A 25,755-nucleotide genomic window follows, 5' to 3' on the forward strand; every position below is an offset into this window, starting at 1 on the left:
ACTTCACGCGAAACGGCCGGCATGCGTGAGGCGCATACCGGCCGACATGTGCAACCAACAAATCTTTTCATTGCCGAACGGCGGCATCCAATGCTTGATTCCCGGATTGTTCCGCCGATCTGCGCGCTCCCCTGTGGTCCGTTTCGACAGTCTGCGGGGGATTCAGCGCAGCGAAAGCCGATTGTCGCGCTGAGTCCCGCGAATCCGAGGGACTCAGGGCGATTTTCCGCGATTGTCGCGCTGAGTCCCGCGGCCACACCTTCCCACACCGGCACCGGGCCGGAAGCGACACGTCAGCATCGCCTCAAAACGGCGGAATTCCAATGATTCCTCTTCCGCGGCCGACAGGCGGGCGTAGGGCGGGCGTTCAAGCCCGCGGGACTCAGCGACGAAATCGCCCATAATCGCGTTGAGTCCCGCGAATCCGGGGGACTCAGCATGATTCCCCATGGTTTTCGCGTTGAACCCCGCGAGGCGGGCGGGCAAGGCGAACGGGGGGACGCACCAGACGTGACAGGGGACGGCTCTACTGGGCTCGGCAGCTCAGGCAACTCTTGCGCAACCCGCTCGAACACCCCCATCGTGCGGGCCGGGGCCGAGTTGAAGCACTGGATGTTCGGTGTGTCCGGCAACCGGATCAAGGTCATCATCCACATGGCCTACGGCATCCGCCACGTTGGCAACCTTATTGCCCCAGCCACGCTCAGATGCGGCGGCCTCGACATCCGACTACCCCAACCCACCAACCAACCCACGAAAACAGCAGAAGCCTCACAAATCTACTTGACGTCTACTTGACGATCTCGCAGAATTCGATGGTCTCGCCGTTGGGACCGTAGATGTTGAAGTAGCGGATGCCCTTCTTCCAGAACGTGGGGATCGATTGGATCCCGGTCTCCTTGAATCTGAGCCCCAGTTCCTTGGCGTTCTCCCACGCTGCCTCGATGTCCGGGGTGTCGAACGCCCAGTGGTTGATGGCGCCGGCGGCCATCGGGGCCTCCTCACCCTCCCACGTCTCGATGGTCAGGTGGCCGTAGCGCAGGAACGCGCAGCGGTTCCCGCCGTTCAGATAAAGACCGGCAAGTTCGAAGCCGAGCTTCTCACGGTAGAAGGCGATGGTCTCGTCCAGATCCCGGGCGATCATGCCGGAATGCTGGAAATCAGTGGTGAATGCGGTCATAGGCTTGGTCATGATAGTTCTCCTTTGAATTGAATGTGATCGAATCGATAGGTCCAAAATATCGCACCGGTCCCGTGTTCAGACGAGGTCCACCGTGGAACGGCTTGCCGCCACGGTCACCTCGACCGGACGCATATCGGAGACGAGGTCGGCGGATGTCTCCACCGTCTCATCATCGGCCGATTCTTCGTCCGTGGTGCGATGCCCCTTCTCGTCGAAGCCGGGCTGCTTCGGATGCAGAGTGCAGGTGAGCAGGAACGCCACCACGTACAGCGCTGCATACGTCCAGCAGATGCCTTCGATGCCGATCGACGGCAGAAGAACCGTGGCGATGCCGGGACCGACGAACGTGGTCAGGCCTGCGGCCAGATTGTAGGCGGAAAGGGCTGCGCCCTGCTTGCCCGGGGCCTCGAGCGTCATGATGGTCGGCAGGCAGGAGAACGCGCAGGTGCCGATGCCGACGATGATGGATGCGACGATCATCATCGCCGCGTTCGCACCGAACCACTGCGGGATGTAGTAGAAGGCGACGGATCCGACGGCGAGCACGCCGCAGCCGAACCAGCGCATCGGCCACACCCATCCGAAGCGATCCATGAACCAGCCCCAGAATGTGTTGAAGATCAGGGTGACGACGAACACAAAGCCCCAGATGCGCATCCACTCCTCGGTTTTGAAGATGTTGATGCCGCCATACTTCGTGGTGCACAGGTAGAGCGGCATGATGACCGGGAAACCATACAGCAGCAGATTGTTGATGATGCGGATGATGGCGCAGACGGCGATCTTGCGGTTGGTGAACAGGATGGTGGCACCGTCGGTAAGTTCCTTCAATTTTTCCCTGGTGCTCAGCCCCTCTCCTTTGACGATCTTGTTCTTCGGTACGACCAGGAAGCACATGACGGTGCCGACGATGGAGAACGGCAGCGCGAACCAGAAGGTCCGGTATTCGCCGAAGTGCGGCATGATGAAGCTCGGCAGGTAAGCGCCGAACACGCCGATGCCCAACGAGAAGCACGTCCAGAAGAATCCGGTGGCCGAGGCGAGGCGCGAGGGACTGATGTACTGCGCCATGAGTACCACGAAGCTGTAGATAAACAGCGGGTAGCCGATACCACGCACCGCGTAGACGGACAGGATGAACGGGTAGACGCCGCTCGGCAACGCCAAGGCGAGGAACACCAGATGGACGCCGATCCACCAGCAGGCGCCGAACATCATGACGCGACGGGCGCCGAACATCTCGGCAAGCACGCCGGCCGTCCATCCGCCAAGTGCGGCAAACAGGCCGTAAACAGTGACAAGACCGGACGCCTGCGCGGCGGTGAAGCCCTGATCGACCATGTATTTGGACAGGAAGGTGAGCTCGAATCCATCACCTGTCATAAAGATGGCCACGGCGAGGAATCCAAGCAGCAGCGCACGAGGAATTCCGAATTGTTCAAAGAACTGAATCATAGATAACCCTTACAGGAACGTCATTGTCGAATGTGGGTCTCTCACAGGGAGCGATGGCCGCCGGGAAAGGGAAACCGGCGGCCAAGTATGATGGAGCTCAGTCGCCCAGCTTGACGACGGCCTTGGAAACGCCCTTGATCTTCCCGTCGAGGAAGTCCTGGACCTCGCCGAGCCCGAGCTCGTGGCTGATGAGCGGCGCGACGTCCACCTTGCCGGATTCGAGAAGGCTGATGGCGTCCTTGAAGGTGAGCGGGTTGATGAAGGAACCCTGGATGGTCAGCTGCTTCTTGTAGATGTCATAGGTGTTCATCTCGAAGTGCGCCTCCTGCGGCCCGACACCGAACATGAGCACCTGGGCGCCCTTGCGCGCAGCCGCCACAGCCTGCGCCTGCGTGGTCGGCAGGCCCACGGCCTCGATGATCACGTCGTAGGACTCCTCCGGGATGGACTCGCGCGTGGTGTTGTACACGGTCTTCACGCCGAACAGCTCCTGATTGCGCTTGAGCTTATCGTCGAAAATACCCGCGAGGTCAACCTGATGTACGCCGTAGGCCTGCACGATCTGGACGAACAGCTGGCCCATGAACCCGTCTCCGATGACCAGCGCCTTCTGGTAGGGACGCAGCTTGAGCAGATCGACGCCGTGCACGGCGCAGGAGATCGGCTCGATGGCGGCGGCGTCCTTGAGGGAGACGTTGTCCGGCAACCTGTAGACCACGGAAGCCGGGGCAGTGAACTGCTCAGCGAGGCCGCCGTCGCGGGTCACACCGACCGCGGAGAGATGGTCGCACAGTTCGGGGCGCTGGGTAAGGCAGTAGTCACACTGCCCGCAGTAGATATTCGGATCTACGGCGACGCGGTCACCAGGCTTTACGTTCGTCACGTCCGGTCCGACCGCTGCGACGATGCCGGAGTTCTCATGGCCAAGGACGATGGGCGGGACGGCAGCCGCGGAACCGGGACGACCCGCATACAGGTCGTGGTCGGTGCCGCACACGCCGGCGTACGCGGTGTTGACGAGCACTTCGTCCGGGGCGATCTCGGGGGTGGGCAGGTCCTGGATCTCAAACTGCTTGACGCCGGTGAGCACGAGTGCCTTCATGATGGTTCCTTTCTACCGCCTTCCACTACGAAGACGTGTTGTCGAATATGGTGCGACGTTCGGTTGTCATCCCGCTTTCCTTGCGGGGTGTTGATTCATACTATAACTTCCTTAGCACTGTTTTGCAAATCTATTTTCTAAAACAAGTTCACACCGGCGTGTCGTAAGTTCAATGCACCCCGCACTTCACCGTTCGGGCGTGACGTACCACTGACCACGTCACACCAACAACGGCTGCATGAGAAATCCATCACCGCATCGCGTGCATCTTCCGATACGCTGAAGGGGTCATGCCGGTTTCATCACGGAAACGACGGTTGAAATTAGAGGCGTTGTCATAGCCGCTGATCCGCTGGATACGAGAGATCGGCATGTCCGTGCAAATCAGCATGCGACAGGCGCGACCGACCCGCAGACGTCGTACAAAGTCGGCGAACCCGACACCCGCCACACGTTTGAAGAAGCGTGAGAACGTGGACACGCTCATCGATGCGGCGTTGGCGGCACCTTCCAGACTCACATCGTCAAGATGCGCTGAAATATAAGTGATCGCGGCATTGACGCCGCTTTCGGCGCCCACCGCCACTGCCGGGTTGTATTCCGGAGTGACCACGGTTCGGCTCTCACCCGCAGGAGCCTGTTCAAAGACCGAAAGCATGGTGATCAAATCGGCCACACGCCGAGATGGCGAATGATCACCCATCCCCACCAGCACATCAGCGACGTCACGGGCCGATCCCCCGGAAAGGACCAGCGCGTGGGACGCCCGCCGCAGCACCTGCTCGAAACCGGAGGTTTCGGGGAACGCCGACGACAGCATACGAATGGTCTGCGGTCTGACATGGCATAACACATCACGGTTCACCAGCCGCTCCCCTGGCATGAGATCGGAAAGCCAATTATGCGGCAAATTGGAGCCTATCAACGCCACATGCCCCGGCTCGAATGGCAACAGCCCGTCACCGGCCATCAGCTGACCGGTCCCCTCACGAATCAGGTGGATCTCGAATTGGGGATGGTAATGCCATTTCGCCAATGAATTCGGATAGCCATGGCACGCCCATCGAATCGCCGCACCGGCATCAGGAACAATGACCTCCAGGGAACCAGAACCGGCACCCGCACCTGTACCCGACGAGACGAATCCTTCCGAACCAGTCACAGCCAACCTCCTCACTCCGCTGATCCACAGCTTATATATTGTCGGCGTACGCCCTGCATATGACGAAACGGAGTTCGAGCGTCGACCGGCGACGGCGAACACCAACTGGAATCTTTTTGGTGATCACCGTCAACCGAATGGACACTCGGACTCCGTTTCACCCACCGTCAAAGAGACAGCGCCCAAAAGGACGACATTCGACACATCAACGATGATCGACCGTGATCTGCAGCTTGATGTCTCCCGGACGCCCCTCGTCCATGCGATCGAAGGCCGCCTTGGCATCGTCCATCGCGAACGTGTCGGTGATAAAGGGCTTGAGGTTCAACCTGCCGCTGGCGACCAGATCAATGGCCTTCTGATACACGTTCGCATAGCGGAAGATGTTCTCGATACGCACCTCGGTGGCCTGCAACTCGGTGATGTCGATGGACACCGGATTGACTGGAATGCCTACCAAGACGGCACAGCCACCAGGAGCGATGAGCTTCCAGAAGGTCTCATACGCCTTCGGCGCGCCGGAGCATTCGAACGCCACGTCGGCACCCCATCCGGCCGTCTCCTCACGGACCCGTTCGACCAGATCCTCCTTGGTCAGATCGACGGGGATGATGCCGGGAATCTGTCCGATGATGCCGAGTTTGACGGCAGAGACATCGGAGACGAGCACCTTGGACGCGCCACCGGCGAGCGCCGCGGACGCGGTCAGCATACCGACGGTGCCGGAACCGGTGACCACGCACACATCACCAGGCTTGATACGGGCCTTGGTGGCAGCCCACATACCCACGGCGGTCGGCTCGAGCAGGGCGCCTTCGCCGTAGCTCATGGTATCAGGCAGATGGTAGGTGAAGGCGGCGGGGTGGACGACCTCCTCGCACAGGCAACCATCAATCGGCGGAGTGGCGAAGAAACGGACGGCCGGATCGACGTTGTACATGCCCAGACGGCTCGCACGCGAGGTCATATCCGGGATGCCCGGCTCGAGAGCGACACGATCGCCCGGCTTGAATCCAGTGACGCCGGGACCGACCTCCAACACGGTGCCCGCGGCCTCATGTCCAAGGATCATCGGCTTCTCGACAACGTATTTGCCGACTCGGCCATGCGTGTAGTAGTGCAGATCGGATCCGCACACGCCCACGGTATGCGGTGCGATGCGCAGCTCACCGGGGCCGGGCGCCTGCACATCCGGGACCTCGCGAACGTTGATCACGCCCTTCTTCTCCAGAACCACTGCCTTCATGATGTTTCTCCTTGTGTTGTTGGTTTGTTGGTTGTTGGTTTGTCGAGTATTAGCTTCGTTGAGTATCGGCTCGTCGACTTGACCATCCGCGCCTATACGCGAGGTCAGACGGTCTGCGGAGCCGCGACCATGATCATCGGGTCGGCGTCGGCCACAGGCTCCTTGACCGCGACGCGACGGCCGCGTTCATCGAACCCAGGCTGCCGGGGGCGAATCCACAGCGAAATAGCGGATCCTCCGATATAGCAGATCGCATACGCCCAGCACACTCCGGCGAATCCCACGGTTTCCAGCAGCAGCGTGGCGATGAACGGGCCGCAGAAGGTCGTCAGACCCGACGCGAGATTGTGGGCGGAAACGGCGGCACCCTTGTGGTCGGGTTCCAATGCAGGGAATACAGCTCCCATGGGAACGAACGCCGAAATGCCCAGACCAAGTACGACCGCGCATGCGTACATCGCCGGCAGATTATGTCCAAGGAACTGTGGAACGTAGTACATGGCAAGGGTACCGATCGCGGAGAGCCAGCATCCCCACCAACGCATCTGCCGCATCCATCCGAAACGGTCTCCCATACGACCCCAGAACACGTTGCCGAATACGGTGACCACGAACAGCAGTCCCCAGATCGTCGACCATTCGGTGACCTTGAACCATGCGCCACCACCATTGGTGTGAGTGGAGAGATAGAGGGGCATGATGACCGGGAATCCGTACAAAGTCAAGTTGCAAATGACACGTAGCACGGCGGCGAAGGCAATCTGACGATTGTCCTTGAGGATGGTCACACCGCGGGAAAGTTCACGCAGCTTATCGGCCGTGCTCATCGTCTCAAGTTCGACGTTGGCTGTCGTCGGCACGAACATGATGCAGATCAGCATGCCAACGATGGCGAACGGCAGAGACAACCACAGCGAGTAGTACTCACCGATCACCGGTGTGATGAATGCAGGCAGGTAAGCGCCGAATACACCGATGCCGAATGAATAGGCAGTCCAGAACCATCCCATGGCAGACGCGAGTTTGCCTGGATCGACGGTCTGCGCCAACAGCACTACATACGAGTAGATGAACAGCGGATACCCCATGCCGCGCAGCATGTACGTACCCAGCATCAACGGATAGAGGTGGCTCGGGAGGGCGACGCTGATGAACACCAGATGCAGCAGGATCCAGGATCCAGCGCCGACGATCATGATGCGCTTAGCTCCGAACAACTCGGCCAGCACGCCGGACGACCAGCCGGCAAGCGCCGCCACCAGACCGTACAGGGTGAACATCAATGACGCCTGCGCCGATGAGAACCCCTGATCCACCACATATTTCGACAGGAACGTCAATTCGAAACCATCGCCTGTCATGAATACCGCTATCGCCAAGAATCCCGGCAACAGCTTTCGCATAAGCCCCTGTGCCATGCGTTCTCCTTACCTGCAAGAACATATACAACATCACTGTCAACTTCCGCTCGTCTTTGGAGCGTTAGTTATATTTTCCAGCGAATAATCACGGTCTTTCTCCGTGACAATCGGCAACAATTGATACTTTCTTGTAAGCCGGAATCACAGAAAGGAGTATGACTAAACGGCGGACGGCCGACATGCCCAGAGTGTGGGGATGCCGGCCGTCCGCCGTTGTTGGTTGAAGGATCAGTCGATGGGGGAGTGAATCGAAGCTACTTGACGATCTGGCAGAACTCGATGGTCTCGCGGTTCGGGCCGAAGACGTTGAAGTAGCGAATGCCCTTGTCCCAGAAGGTCGGGATCGAGGCGATCTCGTCCTCGCGGGTCTCGAGACCCAGCTCCTTGGCGTTGGCCCACGCGGCCTCGATGTCCGGGGTGTCAAACGCCCAGTGGTTGATGGCACCAGCCTGCATCGGCGCCTCCTCACCCTCCCAGGTCTCGATGGTCAGGTGGCCGTAGCGCAGGAACGCGCAACGGTTCTCGCCGTTCGGATAGACGCCGACCAGTTCGAAGCCGAGCACCTCGGTGTAGAACTTGATGGTCTCGTCCAGATCCTTGGCGATCATGCCGGAGTGCTGGAGGTCGGTGGTGAATTCGGTCATTTTCTTTGCCATATGATTCTCCTTTGCATCGTTGGCCGGTTCCAGTGTAACGCGCGATTCGTGCGCAACGCCGTGCAGACGATGAAACCGAACAACAAAACGATCAACGGCTCAATCTACCAGACATTCATCCGACGACCCCGTATCCCTCATGACGATTTCACGGGGACGACTCCGGGCGGTCCCACCGGATTTTGGGGGAAACGATCGGGAGTAAATGGTCACGTCTACAATGGCTGTATGAGAAATCCATCGCTGCATCGTTTCGCCACCCGCCCTGGCTTCTACTTCACTGAGGACGGCGGCGCGGACGTCATCGTCCGTTCCGAAACCGCCGATCAGGTCTGGTTGAGCGTCATCGAGTCGTTGGATGATCCCTCCGCCTTCTATCAGGATTCGATCCGTCTATTCGACATGCCGGGAGTGTCGTTCGTCGATCAGATCCACGAATTCCCCGTCTGCACGCGTCTGATCGAGGACCAGTACGTACGCGAGACCCTCTTCCGCATGGAGGGGCCGAACTACGGCCTGTGGTACGTGCACATTCCCAAGGCGTGGAGCGGCATGCACTACGGCTTCCGCGTCGACGGCGCGTGGGATCCGCGTCACGGCGTGCGATTCAACCCGTACAAGCTGCTGCTCGACCCGTATGCGAAGGGCATCGACGGGAAGATGGAGCTCTCCCCCGCCGCGTTCTCCTATGAATGCGAGATCAAGGACGATCGCGTCAACGGATCCGCCTTCGGCGCGATGAGCACCGTCGATTCGCTGGGACACATGCCGATCTCCGTGGCCATCGACGACCGCGACGAGCGCAAGCACGACAAGGATCCCGAGCATCCACACATCCCGTGGAGCAAGACCGTCATCTACGAGCTGCACGTCAAGGGCTTCACCGCGCAGGCTCCCTGGTTGCCCGAGGAGCTGCGCGGCACCTACGCCGGACTCGCCCATCCGACCACGCTGGCCTATCTGCAGGGTCTCGGTGTCACCTCGATCGAACTGCTGCCGATCCAGGCCAAGCAGAACGAGGTCTTCCTTCAGGAGCGTGGGCGGGTCAACTACTGGGGCTACAACACGCTCGGATTCTTCGCGCCGGAACCGTCCTACGCCACGAAGGCGGCGCAGGAGAAGGGCGCCGAGGCGGTGCGCGAGGAGGTGCTGCACATGGTGCGCGCACTGCACGAAGCCGGTTTCGAAGTGCTCATGGACGTCGTCTACAACCATTCGTGCGAGGGCGGCATCGAGGGGCCGACCGTGTGCTGGCGCGGCCTCGACGCGATCTCCTACTATCGCCGGCAGAAGAACAACATCGGCCGGCTGGAGGATACGACCGGCTGCGGCAACACGTTCGACTTCACGAACACGCACGTCGTGACCTTCGCCATCGACTCGCTGCGCTATTGGGCCAAGCGCATCGGCATCGACGGATTCCGCTTCGATCTGGGCGTCTCGCTCGCGAGACTCAATGGCGAGTTCACGCAGCATCACCCGTTCCTGTACGCGCTGCGCTCCGACCTGCTGCTCGGCAATCTCAAGCTCATCATGGAGCCGTGGGATTTGGGCAATCTCGGCTGGCGCACCGGACAGTTCTCCCTGCCGTTCGCCGAATGGAACGACCGGTTCCGCGACACCACGCGACAGTTCTGGCTCACCGACGTAGCTGGCGGCGGCCGCGTCGGGCGCATTGGCATGCAGGAGATGGCGACCCGACTGTGCGGATCGGCCGACCTGTTCGCCACTGATCCCGGGCGTGGCGCCGCATCGTCGATCAACTTCGTCTCCTGCCACGACGGATTCACGCTCACCGATCTGACCCGCTACACGAACAAGCACAACGAGGCGAACGGCGAAAACAACAACGACGGTTCGAACGTGAACAACTCCACGAACTTCGGCGTGGAGGGCCGCACGGACGACATGACGATCATCGCCCGGCGCGAACGCGCGGCGATGAACATGCTCGGCACGCTGCTGCTGAGCCTCGGCACGCCGATGATGCTCGCCGGAGACGAATACGGCAATTCGCAGGCCGGCAACAACAACGCGTACTGTCAGGACGGCCCGATCAGCTATCTGAAATGGGACTGGCTGTACACGCCGGAGAAGAACTGGCACATGCATCGCCTCGAGACCGTCTCCAAGCTCATCTCGCTGCGCAAGTCGCTGGATCTCTACCATCAGGAGGGGTTCTTCACGCGTCTGACCCAGCTGGGACTGCTCAAGCCGTCCAGCCGCATCCAATGGTTCCTGCCGGATGGTACGACGCCGATGGAACGCGACTGGTTCGATCTGGGGCAGCGCAGCTTCGCGATGCAGCTGCTCGACGCGAGCGAAACCGATGTGATCATCGTCATCAACGGAGTTCCGGAGGACAGGCAGTTCCGCCTGCCGTCGGACAGTTCGTGGACTCCGGCGTGGTGCTCCGCGGAGAGCACCGGACACCTGCCCGGGCACGGATTGCGCGTGCAGGATTTTCGACTCAGCGAACACCAGTCGACCTGGGCGAGCAACGTGCCGGAGGATAGCAACATTCACGAGCTGGTGGAACGCATGCAGTCCGATCCGTCCACCAAGCAGATGCAAGATCTAACCGACGCGTTCGACGCGGATATGAAGGCGGTGGCGTTGGCCGAAGCGGCGCAGCGGGCCGCAGAGAACGCAAACGCCACGCTTGCGGGCGATGAATCGGACGATGAATCGGGTGAACGTTCCGAGACGGCGGCTCGCGGAGAGGCCGTCGATGCTGGCGGCAATGCCGGCATGACGCCGGTGAAAGCCACGAGTGCAAGTGCCGCTGAAGCCTCGGACGAGACTTCGGTCGAAGCCGACGACACCACTGTGGGCGATCTCAGTGTGCATTCCGCGTCCGAGGAGTCCCTCGAAGAGGTCCCCGAGGAGATTCCCGACGACAATGTCTGGACGTTCCCGGCGTTGAGCATCACCCTGATGAAGCAGCTTCTGAACTAGACGGGTCCGCCCGCCGAATCTCGCGGGCCCTGATACGGCGAAACCCCGCCACCGAACGAACGGTGACGGGGTTTCGTATCGTGTGCAGCGACAAGCGCGAAAATCAACGCTTGGAGAACTGCGGAGCGCGACGGGCCTTGTGCAGACCGGCCTTCTTGCGCTCGACGACGCGAGCGTCACGGGTCAGCATGCCGGCCTTCTTCAGCGCGGCGCGGTTGGCGTCGCGATCGATGGCGTTCAGCGCGCGGGCCACGCCGAGACGGATGGCGCCGGCCTGACCGGTGGTGCCGCCGCCGTCGACGAGGACGATAGCGTCGAACTTGCCCTCAAGCTTGAGGAGGACGATCGGGGAGTTGACCTCACGCTGCAGCAGCTTGGAGGGGAAGTACTCCTCCAGAGTGCGGCCGTTGATGGTCCACTTGCCGGAGCCCGGAACCAGACGGACGCGGGCGACAGCCTCCTTGCGACGACCGGTGCCGTAGCCCGGCTCGATCGCGCAGGTGCCGGTGCCAGCGCCGGCGTTGGTCTCGGTGGTGTAGCTGGTGAGCTCCTCTTCGGTTTCCTGAACCGCGGAGTTGTTGGTGTTTTCAGCCATGTTCTCTATCTCCCTTCGGTTCACTTAGCCTGCTGAGAAACCTGCTGGATCTCGAAGACCTGCGGCTTCTGCGGGGTGTGCGGGTGCTCGGCGCCGGCGAAGACACGCAGGCGGGTGAGCTGCACCTTGGACAGACGGTTCTTCGGCAGCATGCCCTTGACGGCAGCGGTGATGATGCGCTCGGGCTTGTTGGCGAGCAGCTGGGCGTAGGTGTCACGGCGCAGGCCACCGGGGCGACCGGAGTGCGCGTAGAGTTCCTTGCCCATCTTGTTGCCGGTCAGCGCGATCTTGTCAGCGTTGATCACGATAACGTAGTTGCCAGAATCGGCGTGCGGCGCGAAGGTCGGCTTGTTCTTGCCACGCAGCAGGGTAGCAACCTGGGAGGCGAGACGGCCGAGCACCACGTCGGTGGCGTCGACGACGTACCAGTCATGAGTCAGATCGGCTGGTTTCGGAGTGAAAGTCTTCACTGTTCTACCTTTTCTATATTGTGTTCCGGGCTTCGGCTGCTCGGCGTGCGTGTAGGAGACGCGCGGCCCGAGAGGCCTCAGACCTCTTTATCCGTGGGCTCCCTGAAAGTCCTCGATGGCGAGTGGGAAAGCGCTTTGAAGGACCCCTTAGGGAAACACAACAATCCACTAGTATATCGCCGGGCATGACATCGCACCGGGCGTGTCGAGGCGTGCCACACACGCCGAAGCGCGTCCGATCCTGCAGAATCGGACGAAAAGAGGCTCTGCACGTGACATGAAACGTCCGATACCGCAGAATCGGACGCAGGACAGAAGTCCGGACGAACGAAAAACGTCCGACCCTATAGGATCGGACGTTTTCCGTTTCCGTTTTCCTTTGTCCGTCTGGCTCCGGGACGAAGCTGCCCGGACGGCGGGGCAGACGCTAGTCGCGCATGATGTTGGCGATGCGCTGGACCGACACGCGGGCGAACAGGCCCTCGACCGGCACCACGTTGCCGTTGCCGTCGGCGAGCGGGATACGCCAGTTCGGGTACTCGTTGTTGGTGCCCGGCTGGTTCTGCGCACGCTTCTCACCCACCGCGTCGGTGATGGAGGCGGCGAGCAGCTTGCACGGCGAGCCCTTGAGCGCACGGTACTGCGCCTCGATGACCGCGGCCTCATTGGTCTTGACGTCCTCGGCGAGCGCGTCCTCAAGATATCCCTGTTCGACGAGCATGCGGAGCATCGCGTCCTGCTCGGCCTTGGCGGAACGTTCGAAGTCCTCCTTCGGGCCGGTCAGCAGACCGAGGCGTTCGCGGATGTTGACGTGTTCGAACTCCAGATAGCCGGCTGCCGGCGGCAGATCGTGCGTGTTGACCGAGGCGAGCGCGTACGGACGCCAGTCGGCCGGGGCACGGAAGGTGCCGTTGAACTGCTCGAACCATTCGACCGCGCAACCGAGCAGACCGTGCTTCTTGAGCGAATCGGACACGTAATCCGGCACGACGCCCAGATCCTCGCCGACGACCACGCCGTCGGCACGGGACGCTTCGAGCGCGAGGATGCCGAGCATGATGTCGGAGTTGTAGTAGACGTATGCGCCGTCGATCGGCTTCTTGTCGGCCGGGACCCACCACAGGCGGAACAGGCCGAGGATGTGGTCGATGCGCACGGCACCGGCGTGGGAGAACATGTTGTGCACCAGATTGCGGTAGGCGGCGAATCCGGTGTTCTCCAGCACGATCGGGTTGAGCGGAGGCTGGCTCCAGTCCTGGCCCTGCTGGTTGAACATGTCCGGCGGAGCGCCGACGGTGGCACCCTTGGCGAAGCTCTCCGGGTTCCACCACACCTCGGAGCCGAGCGGGTGGACGCCGACGGCCATATCAGCCATGATGCCGATGCGCATGCCGTTCTCGCGGGCGCGCTTCTGGGCGCGGTCAAGCTGCTGGGAGGCGATCCATTCGAGCCAGCGGTAGAAGTTGAGCGTGTCGGGGAACTGCTGGCGCAGCGCGGCCACCTCGGCGGAGTTCTTGTCGAGACGCTGCTCCCAGTTCGTCGATTCACGGCTGGGTGCGCCCCACTTGTCGTAGCACAGGCACCACGTGGCGTAGCCCTCGAGGGTATCGCCGCCCTCGTGCACGAAATCGTCGAACTCCTGCTGACGCACCGGGCTGCGGCCGACCTTGAAGATGATCCACAGGGCGTGCATCTTGGCGCGCCACATCGCATCGCGATCGATCAGCTGGGAATCGCCGTTGAGCGGTTCGACGGTGGCGTGCAGCTGGTTGATCTGGTCAAGGCTCTCCTTGCCGAGCAGCCGGTATTCCTCGATCGCCTCGGGACGGATGTAGGTGAAGTTGACCAGACCGCGGGAGATCGGCAGGTACGGGGACGGGGTGAGCGGAGAGACGGGCTCGGCGGCGTGCACCGGGTTGATGAGCATGAAGTCGCTGCCCGTGTGCTTCTTGGAGTCCACCAGCAGATTCGACAGATCCTCGAAGTCGCCCACGCCCCACGAGTTCGCGGAGCGGATCGAGTACAGCTGGGCCATCCATCCCCACAGGTGGCCGTACTTCATCTGGTCGAGCAGCTCGACTCGCGCCGGGGCGCTGATCAGCGTGGCGTCCTGCTTGCGACCGGCCACGCTGACGTGCAGCGTGTGGTATCCGGCGGGCAGGTCCGCAGGGATGATAAGCGCCGCGGTGGTGATGAACTTGTCGTTGAGCACGTAGGCCTTGGAGCCGTCGCCGGGACCGTAGGCGATCCTGCCGGGGTAGCGCGTGCCGTCTTCCAAGGTGATCTTGGCGGACGGGATGTCGAACACGCCGACATTCACCGGGATGCGGGTCTCCTCACCCACCGTGTGCAGCAGCGTCGGTGCGACCAGTCGGGTGCGACGCGCATCACGGATGCGCTTGCTCGACTGCGCGATCGCCTCGTCGTTGGAGGCGTCGACGCCGAGGGCGGCAAGCACCGCCACGAGGACGTCATCATCGATCTCGTGGTAATCGTTGCTCATGCCGACATAACTGGTGCCGATGCCCACAAGCTTGGCCAGCTGAATGAGCGGGCGCTCAAGACGTTCCGCACTTTCCGTTCTCTCTGTCATGGTTCCAAGTGTAGCGCCCGCACGGAAAAAACGCCCTATGCCACGACCGTGTGCAAGACCGCAGAAACGCCTTCGGAAACGTCTTGGAAACACTCCGCTGGACGGCAGATGAACCGGCGTGAAACACCGCGTGAAACTTGGCGATGCACTATGGCGAGACGGTCACGCGTTACGTCGTTTGGCGACGGCGTGACGCACCTCTGCGGAAGGATCGTCGGCGAGCTTGTTCAGCGTCTCGTCGGTGGTGTTCGGGTTGAGCGCGACCGCCCGGCGCACCATCGAGGAGAGCACCGCGGGCGCCCCCTCCTCGATCTCGGTGCCGAGGGTGGCGAGGAAGGCGAGCGTGGCGGCGTCGACCTCGGGGTTCTGCGCGCCTTCGAGACGCATCTTCCATGAGGTCTTCTTGTTGCGCAGGGCGGTGTCGCGCACTTCGGGCACCGGGTCCTTGGTCAGGCGTCCGACCAGCCAGTTCTTGTCGTCGGCATTGCCCGCCACGGCCTTGCGCACCGCCGGATCGGGGTCCTGCGCCAGTTTGACCAGCACGTTCGGGAACGGCATGGTCTGCGCCAGGAAGACACGGTCCTCGACCGGCGTGTTCGGATTGCCGCCCACGGCCTCCAGCAGTGCGGTAGCGCGGGAGAACGCGGCCTGATCGGCCCGGTCCGGCAGGTCGCGACGTGCGAACTCGGATAGTTCGACGGCATCGGTGGAATGGCGCAGATGCTCGTAGGTGACGGTCAGCGGTTCGAACTGCTGCTCGGTCGATTGGTCGGCTTGTTGATCGGTCATGGGTATCAGCTTAGTTCCTAGTCGAGGGCGACCGCACGGTTCACCACGTCCATCGGCTCCGGGGTCACGGTCGCGTTGAAGGTCTCCGTGACGAGTTCCTCGAAGCGTGCGGCGTTGTCGAGCGGCATCGAGGCGACGAGCGTGACGTCGGCCGCGTATGTCTCGTCGGACTGCGTGCCGTCGACGGCGGCGAGGATCTGTCCGAATCGCTTGAGCTGCGGGTACTCAAGGGAGACGAGATAGCGTCGGCACGGCACGATCGCGGCCTTGCGCGCGGCCTTGACGGCGATCGAGGCGCCGGTCGAGTACGCGCGGATCAGTCCGCCGGAGCCGAGCAAAATGCCGCCGAAATAGCGGGTGACGGTCACGACGCAGTCGGTCAGGTCGTTGGCGCGCAGCACGTCGAGGATCGGCTTTCCGGCGGTGCCGGACGGTTCGCCGTCATCGCTCATGCGCTCGGCCACACGCCCGTCGGCACCGCCGGTGACGGCAGCGTAGGCGACGTGACGGGATTTGGGGTGGCGCTCGCGGATCGACTCGACGAAGGCGAGTGCCTCATCGAGCGTGTCGACGTGCGCGGCGTCGCCGATGAACTCGGACTTCTTCTCGACGAACGCGTCATGTGCGGGTTCGTTCACGGGGTCGAGGATCGTCTGCATCGTCCGGCTCAGTTCCGCCGTGCGCCGGATTCGACGGCGTCATGCTCTGCGTCGCGCTCGGAGACGACGACGTTGACCTCGCCGCCGGTGAGGAAGGCGCGCGTGGCTTCGACCATCTGACGCGTGAGGTCCGAGAACGCGCCGTCGGTGCGCCATGCGACGTGCGGGGTGAGTACGACCCCGGGCATCGCACGCAGCGGGTCGTCGGCCGGCAGCGGCTCCTGATCGTACACGTCGAGCGCCGCGGCCACGTCGCCTTGTGCGAGACGGGCCGCGAGCGCGCCGGGTTCGACGACCTCGGCACGGGCGGTGTTGACGAGCATCGCGCCGGGTTTGAGATGCGCGAGATTGTCGGCGGTGATGAGTCCGCGCGTGGCGCCGTCGATGAGCGGCAGGTGGATGGAGACGACGTCGGCCGCGGCGATGAGCTCGTTCATATCCGCGATCGGGGTGACGCCGAGTTCGGCGAACCGGGCGGAGGGCGTGTGACCGCTGCTCCACGCCGTGACCTCCATGCCGAAGGCCTTCGCGATGCGCGCCACGGTGGAGCCGATGCCGCCGAGTCCGATGATGGCGAGTCTGCGGCCGGCGAGCTGGAGGCCGTCGGCGTGGGGACCTCCCCAACCGCCTCGCTTCATGCGGGCGTCGAGTTCGCCGACGTGGCGTAGCAGTTCGAACAGCAGGGCGAACGTGTGTTCGGCCACCGCGTTGTCGCCGTAGTGTTCGGCGTTGCAGACGCGTACGCCGAGTTCGCGGGCGAGCGCGAGGTTGATGTAGCTGGCGACGCCGGTCCCGGAGAAGACGATGCACCTGACATGGCCGCCCTGCTCGCCGCCTGCGCGGACGCCTGCCGATATGCGGCGCAGCAGATCGTCGGAGATGTGCGGACCGGCGTTGATCATCACGTCGGCGTCGGCCACGCGTCGCGCGATCGTGTCGGCGTCCTCGGTGAACTCCTCGAAGATACGCACCCGGGCGATGTCACGCAGCGCCTCCAGTCTTGCCTTGAACGGTGCGATGATCGAGACGATGGCGGACGGCATGACGACCAGCGGCAGGTCGTCGCGTTCGGGTTGCGTTTCGAATACCCTCGGAGCGGACGCCGTTGCGGTGCCACCGATGCCGTTGCTCCGTATGCCGTTGCTCTGTGTGATCGTGGTTTTCTCGGTCATGGTCTCCACCTTAGTATTTTCATCCGGCCTATTTGGACTACTTGGTCGATGTCGGCGACGTTTCGTCAGTGAGGCGCCATTCGCGTACGACGTTCGGATCGGCGCCCATCGAATAGATCACCTTGGAGATGCGTTGGCGCTGCGCCGTGTCCGCTGCTTCGGAATTGCATACGCCGTCCGGCTTGTCGGAGGATATCGGGCACCATGCATAGGAGCTCTGACGCATGCTCACGCTGGGCACCCAGTCGATGCGATTGACCCGCCATGAGCCTTTCACGCCCTTGCGGCCCGCGAACTGGATGCGTGCGGTGACGCCCTGATTGTTGACGTCATGGCCGGGGATCGTGCTGACGACGCTCACAGCATTGCCCAGTCCGTAGATGATCCAGGTGCCGTTGTAATGCTCGATCGGCTGTGCGCAGTGGCATCCTGCGCCGTAGATGACGTCGAACGCGCCGGTGTCGGCGAGCGCGTGCGCCTCGGACTGCTGGTAGGAGTCCGCATAGTCGAGGTACTCCTGCAGGGAGTGCATGGCGACGGCGACCACGTCGGCGCCCTGTTCGCGCGCCTTGTTCGCCTTGTCGACGAGCCGGCGGATGTCCGAATCGTGGTTGGGGTCGCCGCTCTGACGCAGACGGTCCACGCGCCAATCGGCGTCCGCGGTCATGCCGTTGAGCGAGACGGTGCCGGTGACGAGTCCCAGCTTGCCGCCGCCGGTCGGCGAGTCGATGACCAGAGGTTTGAGGGAGTCCTCCTCGGTCTTGTAGGAGCCGGTCTGGGCGATGCCGTTCGCCGCAAGTGTGTCCCACAACCGGTCGATGCCGGCGGCGCCCTGATCCCAGGAGTGGTTGGTCGCATGCGTGCACGCGTGGTAGCCGACATGCTTCGCCGCGTCGGCCACTTCGGGCGGGATGTTGAACACCGGGTATCCGGTGTAGGGGCCGCCGCGCTGTGCGATCGGCGTCTCGAACTCGCATACGGCGATGTCGGAGGCCTGGATGTACTTGCGCATCGGCTCGAACAGCGGGGTGAAGTCGAACGCCGTACCGTCGGTCGCCGCGGTGTTGGCGGAGGCGAAGTGCTTCCACAGGTTGGGATGGAAGAGCAGATCGCCGTTGACGAGCATCGCGATGCAGTCCTGATCGGGGCAGTCGGGCGAATTGCCGTGATGTTCGACGACGACCGGCTTGGGCGCGGTTTGAGTGCGGTCGAGTGTGCCGGCGGAGGATCCAGCCCCGTTCGCGGCGCTCGGCGCGGATGCGGTTCCGGAGCGTTCGATCATCGCCCTCGCCCCGGCGCCGAGCGCGACCGCAAGCGCGACGGCGAGCACGGCCGCCAATATGGTGATCGCGCGCGATGCCGCTCTGCTCCCGCCTCCGGTGCGGGCGTGACGACCGTATTCACCGGTATGACGACCGGTGTATCTTCCGCTATGGCGACTGTTCCGGACCATTCTGGCTCCCGCTCTCTCTGCCCTCACGGCTCCGCTCCGATATGCGACTGCGTCATGACGATCACAGCGATTCGGGGGGTGTCGTCGGTTGTTTAGGTCTAGAATAGTCCGCGGAGACGGACGGACAATGGCGTACCTCCGGCTCCGCCTACACGTGTTTACACAGGGCGGTGCCGGAGAGCTTCATGGCGCTCGCCGTCAGACGCATGTATTTCTGATTCGTCTGACGGATTTTTTGTTTTTTCTTCGATTTGGCGGGTCGCACCTCGATCATGGTGTATAGTTACATGCTGTTGCGCTTCAGACTGCGACAACACCTGTCTGATGCAACACGGAGTGATGCCTGAGTGGCCGAAAGGGGCACCCTGCTAAGGTGTTAGTTGCGTTAGCGGCTCGGGGGTTCGAATCCCCCTCACTCCGCAATCAAGGGATTCACGGGAAACCGCGAATCCCTTTTTTCATGCCGAAAACGGCGGTATTCCAACGGTTTCAAGGCTTCCGAGCACTCGCCACGGAGCCAAAAGCACCACAAAAGTTCCCATGGCTCAACCTTTCAACCAACCGACACCCGTCAAACCCAACCGACACCGGTTCAATCGATCGTCATAACGCTCCCTTCACACCTCTCTCACTCCTCAGCGTCACATTTTTCCGAAATCACCCCATTGCTCGGGAATATGTGACGCTGGCGATTTCTGAACGTCACTTATTCCCGAGCAATGGACGTATTTCGGAAATAAGTGACGCTCAGGACACCGGGATCCCCTGCTGTCCAGGTTGTCCAGTCCGAGCGGATGGCCGCCCCGTTCCAAGGATGACGACCCTCATTTCAGGGGATGACGACCCTGAAATCTCCCAGGATGTGATCAGTCGCCCGGAGCCGGGGTGTTGTCACCGGAGAAGGTGACGATCACGGCGAGGATGACCAGTCCGACGCCGATCATCTCGGCGACGCCCGGTATCTCGCCGAGGAACAGTCCGACCGCGATCGCGACCGCGGGGTTGATCGACTGCATGACGGAGAACGCGGCCGGAGTCACGCGACGCATCGTGACCTGTTCGATGACGTACGGGAAGAACGAGGCGAGCAGCGAGACGACGAACAGCAGCCCGAACAGCTTCAGCGGACCTGCGGGTTCGAGCGCCCACGTGGCGCTCGCCTTGGGATGTACCAGATGCCGGACTGCTGGAACGCCGAGGAACAGCGACTGCAAAGCCCAGCCGATCGCGATCGCGATGCACAGGTTGTCGAGCGAGTTGCCGCCGGAGGCGATGTGTCGGCCGGTGACGATGTACACGCCCCACATCGATCCGCCGATGAGGATGGCGATCAGGCCGATGAGGAAGTTGCCGTTGCCGTCCGGGTTGGCGAGCGAGATGCCCGCGAGCAGGACGACGCCGACTGCCGCGATGGCGATGCCGACCCGTTCGCGCCAGCTGTGTCCGGTGATCACGGCGACCGACAGAGGACCCACGAATTCGATCGCGACGGCGATGCCCATGTCCATGTTGCTGATCGCGACGTAGAACATCGTGTTCATGAGTACGAGCGACACGCCGAGCAGCACCACCCAGCCCCAGCTGCGCGCATCGCGGTGGAACAGGTGTGCGCGCTTGGCCGCGGACCAGGGCCGCCGCCACAGCAGCAACAGCACCGCCATGAATCCGACGCGATACCACACCGCGTACAGCGGGTCGAGCTGCGTGAACGCGAGTTTGGCGATGGCGGTCGCCGAGTAGATGATGATCGCCTCGCATACGACGATCACGACAACAGGCACACGGTTCAGCACATCGACCACAGCTCTCTTCATACCCGTCAACGCTACACGAGCCACGCTCCCCCGCCTAATACCACCGATCCCCCACGATACGCAGTCATGATACGGACAGAAAAGTGGACGAAGTCCACGATCGAACCACGTAGGAAGGTAGAAAATCCAGACACACGAGCGGTCGGCCGTGCCGTCCTGTTCACGACCGTATGCCTGGCCGAGCGGCCTTGAGCGTGTCGTGAACAGGACGGCATGGCCGACCGCGGTACCGAGATCCGAAGAGAGGAGCCTCAGCATACAGCTACAATCGGCGATATGAGCACCGCACCGAGACTGGCCGCCGCCAAACGCGATTGGGGGCACGACGAGACCGGATGCACCGTGCTGCATATCGATATGGACGCGTTCTACGCCTCGCTCGAGGTGGCGCGTCACCCGGAACTCAAGGGCAGACCGGTGATCATCGGCACGGGCCCGCGCTCGGTGGTGTCCGCCGCCAGCTACGAGGCGAGACGGTACGGCATCAATTCGGCGATGCCTTCGGCCCGCGCCCGTCAGCTGTGCCCGGACGGCGTCTTCCTGCCGGTGGACATGCGCTACTACCGGTCGGTGTCACGCGAGATCATGACCACCGTCTTCCACGCCGTCACCGATCAGGTGGAGCAGGTGTCGGTCGATGAAGGGTATATGGACGTCTCGGGCGCGCTGCTCGCCTGGAAACGGCCGAGCGCGATCGGCGCATGGATCCGCGCCGAGGTGGGGCGCCGGTTCCATGTGACCTGTTCTGTGGGCGTTGCGGCGAACAAGCTCATCGCGAAGATGGCGTCGACGAACGCCAAGCCGAACGGCATGCTGCTGATCCCGAAGGCCCGGTCGGCCGAGTTCGTGCAGCTGATGCCGTTGCGCGGCATTCCCGGCATCGGTCCGTCGCTGGAGAAGCGGCTCAACTCGTGGGGCATCGATTCGGTGGCCGATCTGGCGGCGACGAGCATGGAGACGCTGCAACGGGCGACCGGCTCTCCGGCGGCCGCGCACGGCCTGTGGATGGCGTCGCGCGGTCTTGATGATCGCACGGTGACGCCGGTTCGCGTGGAGAAGTCGATCGGCTCGGAGGAGACGCTGTTGGAGGACACCACCGATCAGCGTGTGGTGTGCCGTCTGCTGCGCGAGGCGTGCGACGAGGTGGCCGGCTCGCTGCGCCGCCGAGGCTTCGTGGCGCGCACGGTCACGGTGAAGCTGCGGTTCGCTGACCTGAGCTATCGCACGCGGTCTCGGACGCTGCAGCGTCCGGTGGATACGGCGAGCGCGCTGTACCCGCAGTGCGTGCGTCTGCTGCATGAGATGCTGGGGATGGATATGGATGCGGGCGACACCCCATTGCCGAAGCTGATCCGGCTGGCGGGGATGAGCGCCAGCGGTCTGTCGGACACGGCTGCGACGGCGGTGCAGCCGTCGTTGGACGACATGATCGAGGAGGCGGAAAGCGCCGATGCGAGCACGACGAGCGATCGAAGACGCCGGGCCGAGGCCGCACTGGATGCGGTGCGGCAGCGGTTCGGCAATCAAGCGGTCAAGTTCGGCGCGTAGCAGACAAGGCAATCACGCGGAACGCAGACGGGCGCAGGCGGCGTCGACCGCCTCGTCGGTGGCGGTGGCGGAGAAACGCAGGTACGCAGGGGCGCCGTAGAACTCGCCGGGGCTGGCGATGATGCCGATCCGGGCGAGGTCTGCCATGTCGGCCCAGCAGTCGCCGGTGATGGCCCTGACCCACACGTACAGCGCGCCGGACGGCATCGTCGCATCGTAGCCGTGCGCGCGCAGGGCGTCGACGAGTCGGATCAGCCGATCATGGTAGCGGCGCCACTGCTCGCGCACCGATTCGACGTCACGCAGGCCGGCGGCCATGGCGGCCTGCACCGGGCCGGGGATGATCTGGCCGATCTGCTTGCGGTATTCGGCCATGTCCGTGACGAGCCGGTAGTCGCCGGCGATGAGCGCGGTGCGATAGCCGGCCATGTTGCTCTGCTTGGACAGCGAATAGAGGACGAGCACGCCGTCGGCGCTGTTCTCGCACACGCGCGGGTTCAGCGCGCAGGGCGTGGCGGAGAGGTTGAACGCGTCGGCCGCAGTGGTTTCGTTCGATTCCGCGGCCGGGGCGATCGAGGCGGTCGTGGCCGACCGCCAGTCCATGAGCGCATAGCATTCGTCGGACAGGACGACCGCGCCGATCGAACGCGCGGCCGCCACGATGTCGGCGAGCCAGTCGGCGCCGAGCACCTCGCCGGTGGGGTTGCACGGCGAGTTGACCCATACGGCCTTCACGTTCGGCACGTGCCGCCACGACTCCACGTCGGCCATGTCGTCGACCTTGAGCACCGTCGCCCCGGCCAGCTGGGTGCCGATCTCGTACGTCGGGTAGGAGACCTTCGGCTGGACGACGACGTCGCCCTCGTCCAGATGCAGCAGCGAGGCCATCAGCGCGACGGCCTCCTTGGAGCCGACGGTGGGGACGACGGCCGCGTTGATCGACTTCAGGTCCACGCCACGCAGGTGGCGGAACCACCAGTCGATCGCCCCCTTGAGGTCGACGGTGCCTGCGGTGACGGGGTATCCGTGGGCGTTCGCCGCGTCGGATCCGCCCGCGAGGGCGTCCCGCACGGAGGCCGGGACCGGATCGACCGGGGAGCCGACGGACAGGTCGATCATGCCGCCTTCGACCGTCTGCGCGGTCTTCTTGTAGCCCGCGATGCGGGACCAGTCATACGGCGATGAATACGCGTGGAAGCCCATGGGCGTGAAGCCTTTCTCTCTGCTTGTCCCGCCTCGCCGGCTTGCCGGGCGTTCGCGATGGAGCGCCGGGACCGGAAAAGCGGGAACGGTTGTGCAACAAGGATAGCCGTCTTACGAAAAATCCTCCCCGTGGTGGGGAGGATTTCGATACGGAAACGCCCGTACCCGCTTGCGATCGGAGGCGATCAGTCCTGATTCTGCGGGGGCAGCGCCGCGACCTGCTCGGGGTCCTTGCCGATCGGGCCGTGTGCGGAGGCGCCGCCGAAATCGCCGACCTCGGCGAAGAAGTTGGCGGCGGCATCCTTGTACCAGGCCCACTCGTCCGGCAGATCATCCTCATAGAAGATGGCCTCGGTCGGGCAGACCGGCTCGCACGCGCCGCAGTCGACGCACTCGTTCGGGTTGATGTACAGCGAGCGGGAGCCCTCGTAGATGCAGTCGACCGGGCACTCGTCCACGCAGGCCTTGTCCTTGACGTCAACGCAAGGCTGGGCGACAACGTATGGCATCGGATCCTCCTTAGATCAAACTGCTCTAAGGATAGTCTCGCGCGCGGACTCGCTGTGCCGCATTCGCCGCGTCCCTTGCCGCGTCAGCCGTTGACTCAGCCGTTGACCGCCTTGTCGGTTTCGGCGGAGAGCTTGTCGGTCAGGTCGCCCTTGCCGAGTCGCGCATGCCAGTAGCCATAGCCGAAGTAGATCGCGAAGCCGACGACGAGCCACACGACGAAACGGATCCAGGTCAGGACCGTGAGGTTGAGCATGAGCCACAGGTTCGCCAGACCGATGAGGATCGGGATCCACGGATTGCCGGGCATCTTGAAGGCGCGCGGCAGGTCGGGGCGCTTGGCTCGCATGATCGGGATGGAGATCGCGACGAGCGTGAACGCGGAAAGCGTGCCGATGTTCACCATGTCGGAGAGGACGCCGATGTCGAAGCATGCGGCGACGAGGGCGACGACCACGCCGACGCCGATCTGCAGGCCGGCCGGGGTGCCGTGCTTGCCGGTCTTGGACAGGCTACGCGGCAGCAGGCCGTCACGGCTCATCGCGAAGACGATGCGGGTCAGGCCCAGCAGCAGCACCATGACGACGGTGGCGAGCCCCAGCACGATGCCGAAGCTGATGATCTTGGCGGCCCAGTTGGCGCCGACCAGCTCGAACGCGGTCGCGAGCGACGGGCTGTCCTGCTTGGCGAGATCCTTGTAGGAGACCATGCCGGTGGTGACGACGGCGACGAGCATGTACATGACGATGATCAACGCCATGCCGACGCCGATGCCGAGCGGCACGTTCCTGTGCGGGTTCTTCGTCTCCTCGGAGGCGGTGGCCACGACGTCGAAGCCGATGAACGCGAAGAACACGAGCGCCGCGCCGGACAGGATGCCGGGCACGCCGTAGATGGACGGGGTCATGCCGGTGGCCCACTGCCACAGCGGCTGGCCCATCACGCCGGCGACGGCCGCGGAGCTCTGCACGCTGGAGGCGGGCTCGCTCGGCGGGATGAACGGCGTGAAGTTGGACGCCTTGACGTAGAAGAAGCCGACGATCACGACGAAGAACACGATCGCGATCTTGAGCACGGTCATCGCGCCGTCGACGCGGGCGCCGATCTTGGTGCCGAACACGAGCAGCGTGGTGAAGAACGCGACGATGATGATCGGGGCGATGTCGAGGTTGAACGAACCGATGGCGATGTTCGTGTTGAAGTCCCAGCCCATCAGGCGCATGAAGTCGTTGAGGTAGACGCCCCAGTACTTCGAGATCACGGAGCCCGCCATGAGCATCTCGAGGATCAGGTCCCAGCCGATGATCCACGCCATGATCTCGCCGACCGTGGTGTACGTGAAGGTGTAGGCGGAGCCCGCCACCGGGATCATCGAGGCGAATTCGGCGTAGCACATGACGGCCGCGCCGCACACGATGCCGGCGATCAGGAAGCTGATGATGACGGCGGGGCCGGCGTGGAACGCGGCGGCCTGCGCGCCGACCGAGAAGATGCCGGCGCCGACGGCGACGGCGACGCCCATGATGGACAGATCCCACCACGTGAGGTTGCGCTTGAGCGTACGACCCTCCTCGCCGGTTTCGGCGATGGTCTGCTCGACGGATTTGGTTCGGAATAGTTGCATGTTGGTTATGGCCTTCTGCTCTCCGGAATTTGTTCGAGAAGAGAGTATAGGCCGAAAACCGTCCATTTCGGAAGACAACGTTACGGGAATGTGTCAAGCCTTCCGGATGCTGGACGCCGTGGATCGTCCATGAGCGTTCACGGGC

General features: G+C 63.0%; 20 protein-coding genes and 1 tRNA gene. 3 read left to right on the forward strand and 18 right to left on the reverse strand.

The annotated features are described in order from the left end of the window. Positions 1–790: 790 nt before the first annotated feature. From EMB92_RS04975 to EMB92_RS05005, 7 genes are all read right to left on the reverse strand, one after another. Positions 791–1,192 carry a VOC family protein gene (locus EMB92_RS04975; protein ID WP_150393989.1) on the reverse strand — a complete coding sequence of 134 codons (402 nt, stop codon included), beginning with the start codon at positions 1,190–1,192 and terminating at the stop codon, positions 791–793. Between the two features lie 66 nt (positions 1,193–1,258). Then, complete coding sequence (locus tag EMB92_RS04980) at positions 1,259–2,638, reverse strand: MFS transporter (RefSeq protein ID WP_150393990.1); 1,380 nt, start codon at positions 2,636–2,638, stop codon at positions 1,259–1,261. Positions 2,639–2,735: 97 nt separating this feature from the next. Next, positions 2,736–3,740 (reverse strand): zinc-dependent alcohol dehydrogenase family protein, encoded by a 1,005-nt coding sequence (locus tag EMB92_RS04985; RefSeq protein ID WP_150393991.1) that lies wholly within the window; start codon positions 3,738–3,740, stop codon positions 2,736–2,738. 250 nt (positions 3,741–3,990) lie between these two features. Beyond that, positions 3,991–4,902 (reverse strand): helix-turn-helix domain-containing protein, encoded by a 912-nt coding sequence (locus EMB92_RS04990; RefSeq protein ID WP_190973561.1) that lies wholly within the window; start codon positions 4,900–4,902, stop codon positions 3,991–3,993. A 205-nt stretch (positions 4,903–5,107) separates the two neighbouring features. Next, positions 5,108–6,148, reverse strand: a complete 1,041-nt coding sequence (locus tag EMB92_RS04995; protein ID WP_043164540.1) for an NAD(P)-dependent alcohol dehydrogenase — start codon at positions 6,146–6,148, stop codon at positions 5,108–5,110. A 104-nt stretch (positions 6,149–6,252) separates the two neighbouring features. Continuing rightward, complete coding sequence (locus EMB92_RS05000; protein WP_150393992.1) at positions 6,253–7,566, reverse strand: MFS transporter; 1,314 nt, start codon at positions 7,564–7,566, stop codon at positions 6,253–6,255. Positions 7,567–7,823: 257 nt separating this feature from the next. After that, a complete protein-coding gene (locus EMB92_RS05005; RefSeq protein ID WP_107043985.1) occupies positions 7,824–8,225 on the reverse strand; it encodes a VOC family protein in 402 nt (133 codons plus the stop codon). A gap of 228 nt (positions 8,226–8,453) precedes the next feature. Here EMB92_RS05005 and glgX point away from each other — a divergent pair, with 228 nt between their 5' ends. Then, positions 8,454–11,183, forward strand: coding sequence for a glycogen debranching protein GlgX (gene glgX / locus EMB92_RS05010; protein WP_150393993.1), 2,730 nt, complete (start codon positions 8,454–8,456; stop codon positions 11,181–11,183). Between the two features lie 103 nt (positions 11,184–11,286). Here glgX and rpsI read toward each other — a convergent pair whose 3' ends face one another. The 7 genes from rpsI to EMB92_RS05045 form a co-directional block, all read right to left on the reverse strand. Continuing rightward, positions 11,287–11,778 carry a 30S ribosomal protein S9 gene (rpsI, locus tag EMB92_RS05015; RefSeq protein ID WP_150393994.1) on the reverse strand — a complete coding sequence of 164 codons (492 nt, stop codon included), beginning with the start codon at positions 11,776–11,778 and terminating at the stop codon, positions 11,287–11,289. A 20-nt stretch (positions 11,779–11,798) separates the two neighbouring features. After that, positions 11,799–12,248 carry a 50S ribosomal protein L13 gene (rplM, locus tag EMB92_RS05020; protein WP_043164549.1) on the reverse strand — a complete coding sequence of 150 codons (450 nt, stop codon included), beginning with the start codon at positions 12,246–12,248 and terminating at the stop codon, positions 11,799–11,801. A 427-nt stretch (positions 12,249–12,675) separates the two neighbouring features. Continuing rightward, positions 12,676–14,841 (reverse strand): 4-alpha-glucanotransferase, encoded by a 2,166-nt coding sequence (malQ, locus tag EMB92_RS05025; protein ID WP_150393995.1) that lies wholly within the window; start codon positions 14,839–14,841, stop codon positions 12,676–12,678. Positions 14,842–15,003: 162 nt separating this feature from the next. Next, complete coding sequence (locus EMB92_RS05030; RefSeq protein WP_150393996.1) at positions 15,004–15,630, reverse strand: HEAT repeat domain-containing protein; 627 nt, start codon at positions 15,628–15,630, stop codon at positions 15,004–15,006. Positions 15,631–15,647: 17 nt separating this feature from the next. Beyond that, positions 15,648–16,289, reverse strand: coding sequence for an IMPACT family protein (locus EMB92_RS05035; RefSeq protein ID WP_150393997.1), 642 nt, complete (start codon positions 16,287–16,289; stop codon positions 15,648–15,650). An 8-nt stretch (positions 16,290–16,297) separates the two neighbouring features. Then, positions 16,298–17,332, reverse strand: coding sequence for a D-2-hydroxyacid dehydrogenase family protein (locus EMB92_RS05040; RefSeq protein WP_223847616.1), 1,035 nt, complete (start codon positions 17,330–17,332; stop codon positions 16,298–16,300). Between the two features lie 166 nt (positions 17,333–17,498). Further along, positions 17,499–18,914 (reverse strand): CapA family protein, encoded by a 1,416-nt coding sequence (locus EMB92_RS05045; RefSeq protein ID WP_150393999.1) that lies wholly within the window; start codon positions 18,912–18,914, stop codon positions 17,499–17,501. Between the two features lie 333 nt (positions 18,915–19,247). On the opposite strand from EMB92_RS05045, the gene EMB92_RS05050 reads away from it, so the two are divergent. Continuing rightward, positions 19,248–19,334, forward strand: a tRNA-Ser gene (locus EMB92_RS05050). A gap of 446 nt (positions 19,335–19,780) precedes the next feature. Here EMB92_RS05050 and EMB92_RS05055 read toward each other — a convergent pair. After that, complete coding sequence (locus EMB92_RS05055) at positions 19,781–20,728, reverse strand: EamA family transporter (protein ID WP_150394000.1); 948 nt, start codon at positions 20,726–20,728, stop codon at positions 19,781–19,783. 276 nt (positions 20,729–21,004) lie between these two features. On the opposite strand from EMB92_RS05055, the gene dinB reads away from it, so the two are divergent. Then, entirely contained in the window at positions 21,005–22,276 is a 1,272-nt protein-coding gene (dinB, locus tag EMB92_RS05060; protein ID WP_150394001.1) for a DNA polymerase IV, read from the forward strand. Between the two features lie 12 nt (positions 22,277–22,288). Here the strand turns inward: dinB and dapC are convergent, their stop codons facing one another. From dapC to EMB92_RS05075, 3 genes are all read right to left on the reverse strand, one after another. Then, positions 22,289–23,479, reverse strand: a complete 1,191-nt coding sequence (dapC, locus tag EMB92_RS05065) for a succinyldiaminopimelate transaminase (RefSeq protein WP_150394002.1) — start codon at positions 23,477–23,479, stop codon at positions 22,289–22,291. A gap of 185 nt (positions 23,480–23,664) precedes the next feature. Then, positions 23,665–23,988 (reverse strand): ferredoxin, encoded by a 324-nt coding sequence (fdxA, locus tag EMB92_RS05070; RefSeq protein WP_043164583.1) that lies wholly within the window; start codon positions 23,986–23,988, stop codon positions 23,665–23,667. Between the two features lie 95 nt (positions 23,989–24,083). Continuing rightward, a complete protein-coding gene (locus EMB92_RS05075) occupies positions 24,084–25,610 on the reverse strand; it encodes an amino acid permease (protein WP_150394003.1) in 1,527 nt (508 codons plus the stop codon). Positions 25,611–25,755 lie beyond the last annotated feature (145 nt).

It is taken from the genome of Bifidobacterium callitrichos (assembly GCF_008698085.1).
In the GTDB taxonomy this organism is placed as follows: domain Bacteria; phylum Actinomycetota; class Actinomycetes; order Actinomycetales; family Bifidobacteriaceae; genus Bifidobacterium; species Bifidobacterium callitrichos.

Bases quoted from the DNA above. Each gene is read 5' to 3' on its own strand.
- EMB92_RS04975 (WP_150393989.1), bottom strand. From the start codon at position 1,192: ATGACCAAGCCTATGACCGCATTCACCACTGATTTCCAGCATTCCGGC.
- EMB92_RS04980 (WP_150393990.1), bottom strand. From the start codon at position 2,638: ATGATTCAGTTCTTTGAACAATTCGGAATTCCTCGTGCGCTGCTGCTT.
- EMB92_RS04985 (WP_150393991.1), bottom strand. From the start codon at position 3,740: ATGAAGGCACTCGTGCTCACCGGCGTCAAGCAGTTTGAGATCCAGGAC.
- EMB92_RS04995 (WP_043164540.1), bottom strand. From the start codon at position 6,148: ATGAAGGCAGTGGTTCTGGAGAAGAAGGGCGTGATCAACGTTCGCGAG.
- EMB92_RS05000 (WP_150393992.1), bottom strand. From the start codon at position 7,566: ATGGCACAGGGGCTTATGCGAAAGCTGTTGCCGGGATTCTTGGCGATA.
- EMB92_RS05005 (WP_107043985.1), bottom strand. From the start codon at position 8,225: ATGGCAAAGAAAATGACCGAATTCACCACCGACCTCCAGCACTCCGGC.
- glgX (WP_150393993.1), top strand. From the start codon at position 8,454: ATGAGAAATCCATCGCTGCATCGTTTCGCCACCCGCCCTGGCTTCTAC.
- rpsI (WP_150393994.1), bottom strand. From the start codon at position 11,778: ATGGCTGAAAACACCAACAACTCCGCGGTTCAGGAAACCGAAGAGGAG.
- malQ (WP_150393995.1), bottom strand. From the start codon at position 14,841: ATGACAGAGAGAACGGAAAGTGCGGAACGTCTTGAGCGCCCGCTCATT.
- EMB92_RS05030 (WP_150393996.1), bottom strand. From the start codon at position 15,630: ATGACCGATCAACAAGCCGACCAATCGACCGAGCAGCAGTTCGAACCG.
- EMB92_RS05035 (WP_150393997.1), bottom strand. From the start codon at position 16,289: ATGCAGACGATCCTCGACCCCGTGAACGAACCCGCACATGACGCGTTC.
- EMB92_RS05040 (WP_223847616.1), bottom strand. From the start codon at position 17,332: ATGCCGTCCGCCATCGTCTCGATCATCGCACCGTTCAAGGCAAGACTG.
- EMB92_RS05045 (WP_150393999.1), bottom strand. From the start codon at position 18,914: ATGGTCCGGAACAGTCGCCATAGCGGAAGATACACCGGTCGTCATACC.
- EMB92_RS05055 (WP_150394000.1), bottom strand. From the start codon at position 20,728: ATGAAGAGAGCTGTGGTCGATGTGCTGAACCGTGTGCCTGTTGTCGTG.
- dinB (WP_150394001.1), top strand. From the start codon at position 21,005: ATGAGCACCGCACCGAGACTGGCCGCCGCCAAACGCGATTGGGGGCAC.
- dapC (WP_150394002.1), bottom strand. From the start codon at position 23,479: ATGGGCTTCCACGCGTATTCATCGCCGTATGACTGGTCCCGCATCGCG.
- fdxA (WP_043164583.1), bottom strand. From the start codon at position 23,988: ATGCCATACGTTGTCGCCCAGCCTTGCGTTGACGTCAAGGACAAGGCC.
- EMB92_RS05075 (WP_150394003.1), bottom strand. From the start codon at position 25,610: ATGCAACTATTCCGAACCAAATCCGTCGAGCAGACCATCGCCGAAACC.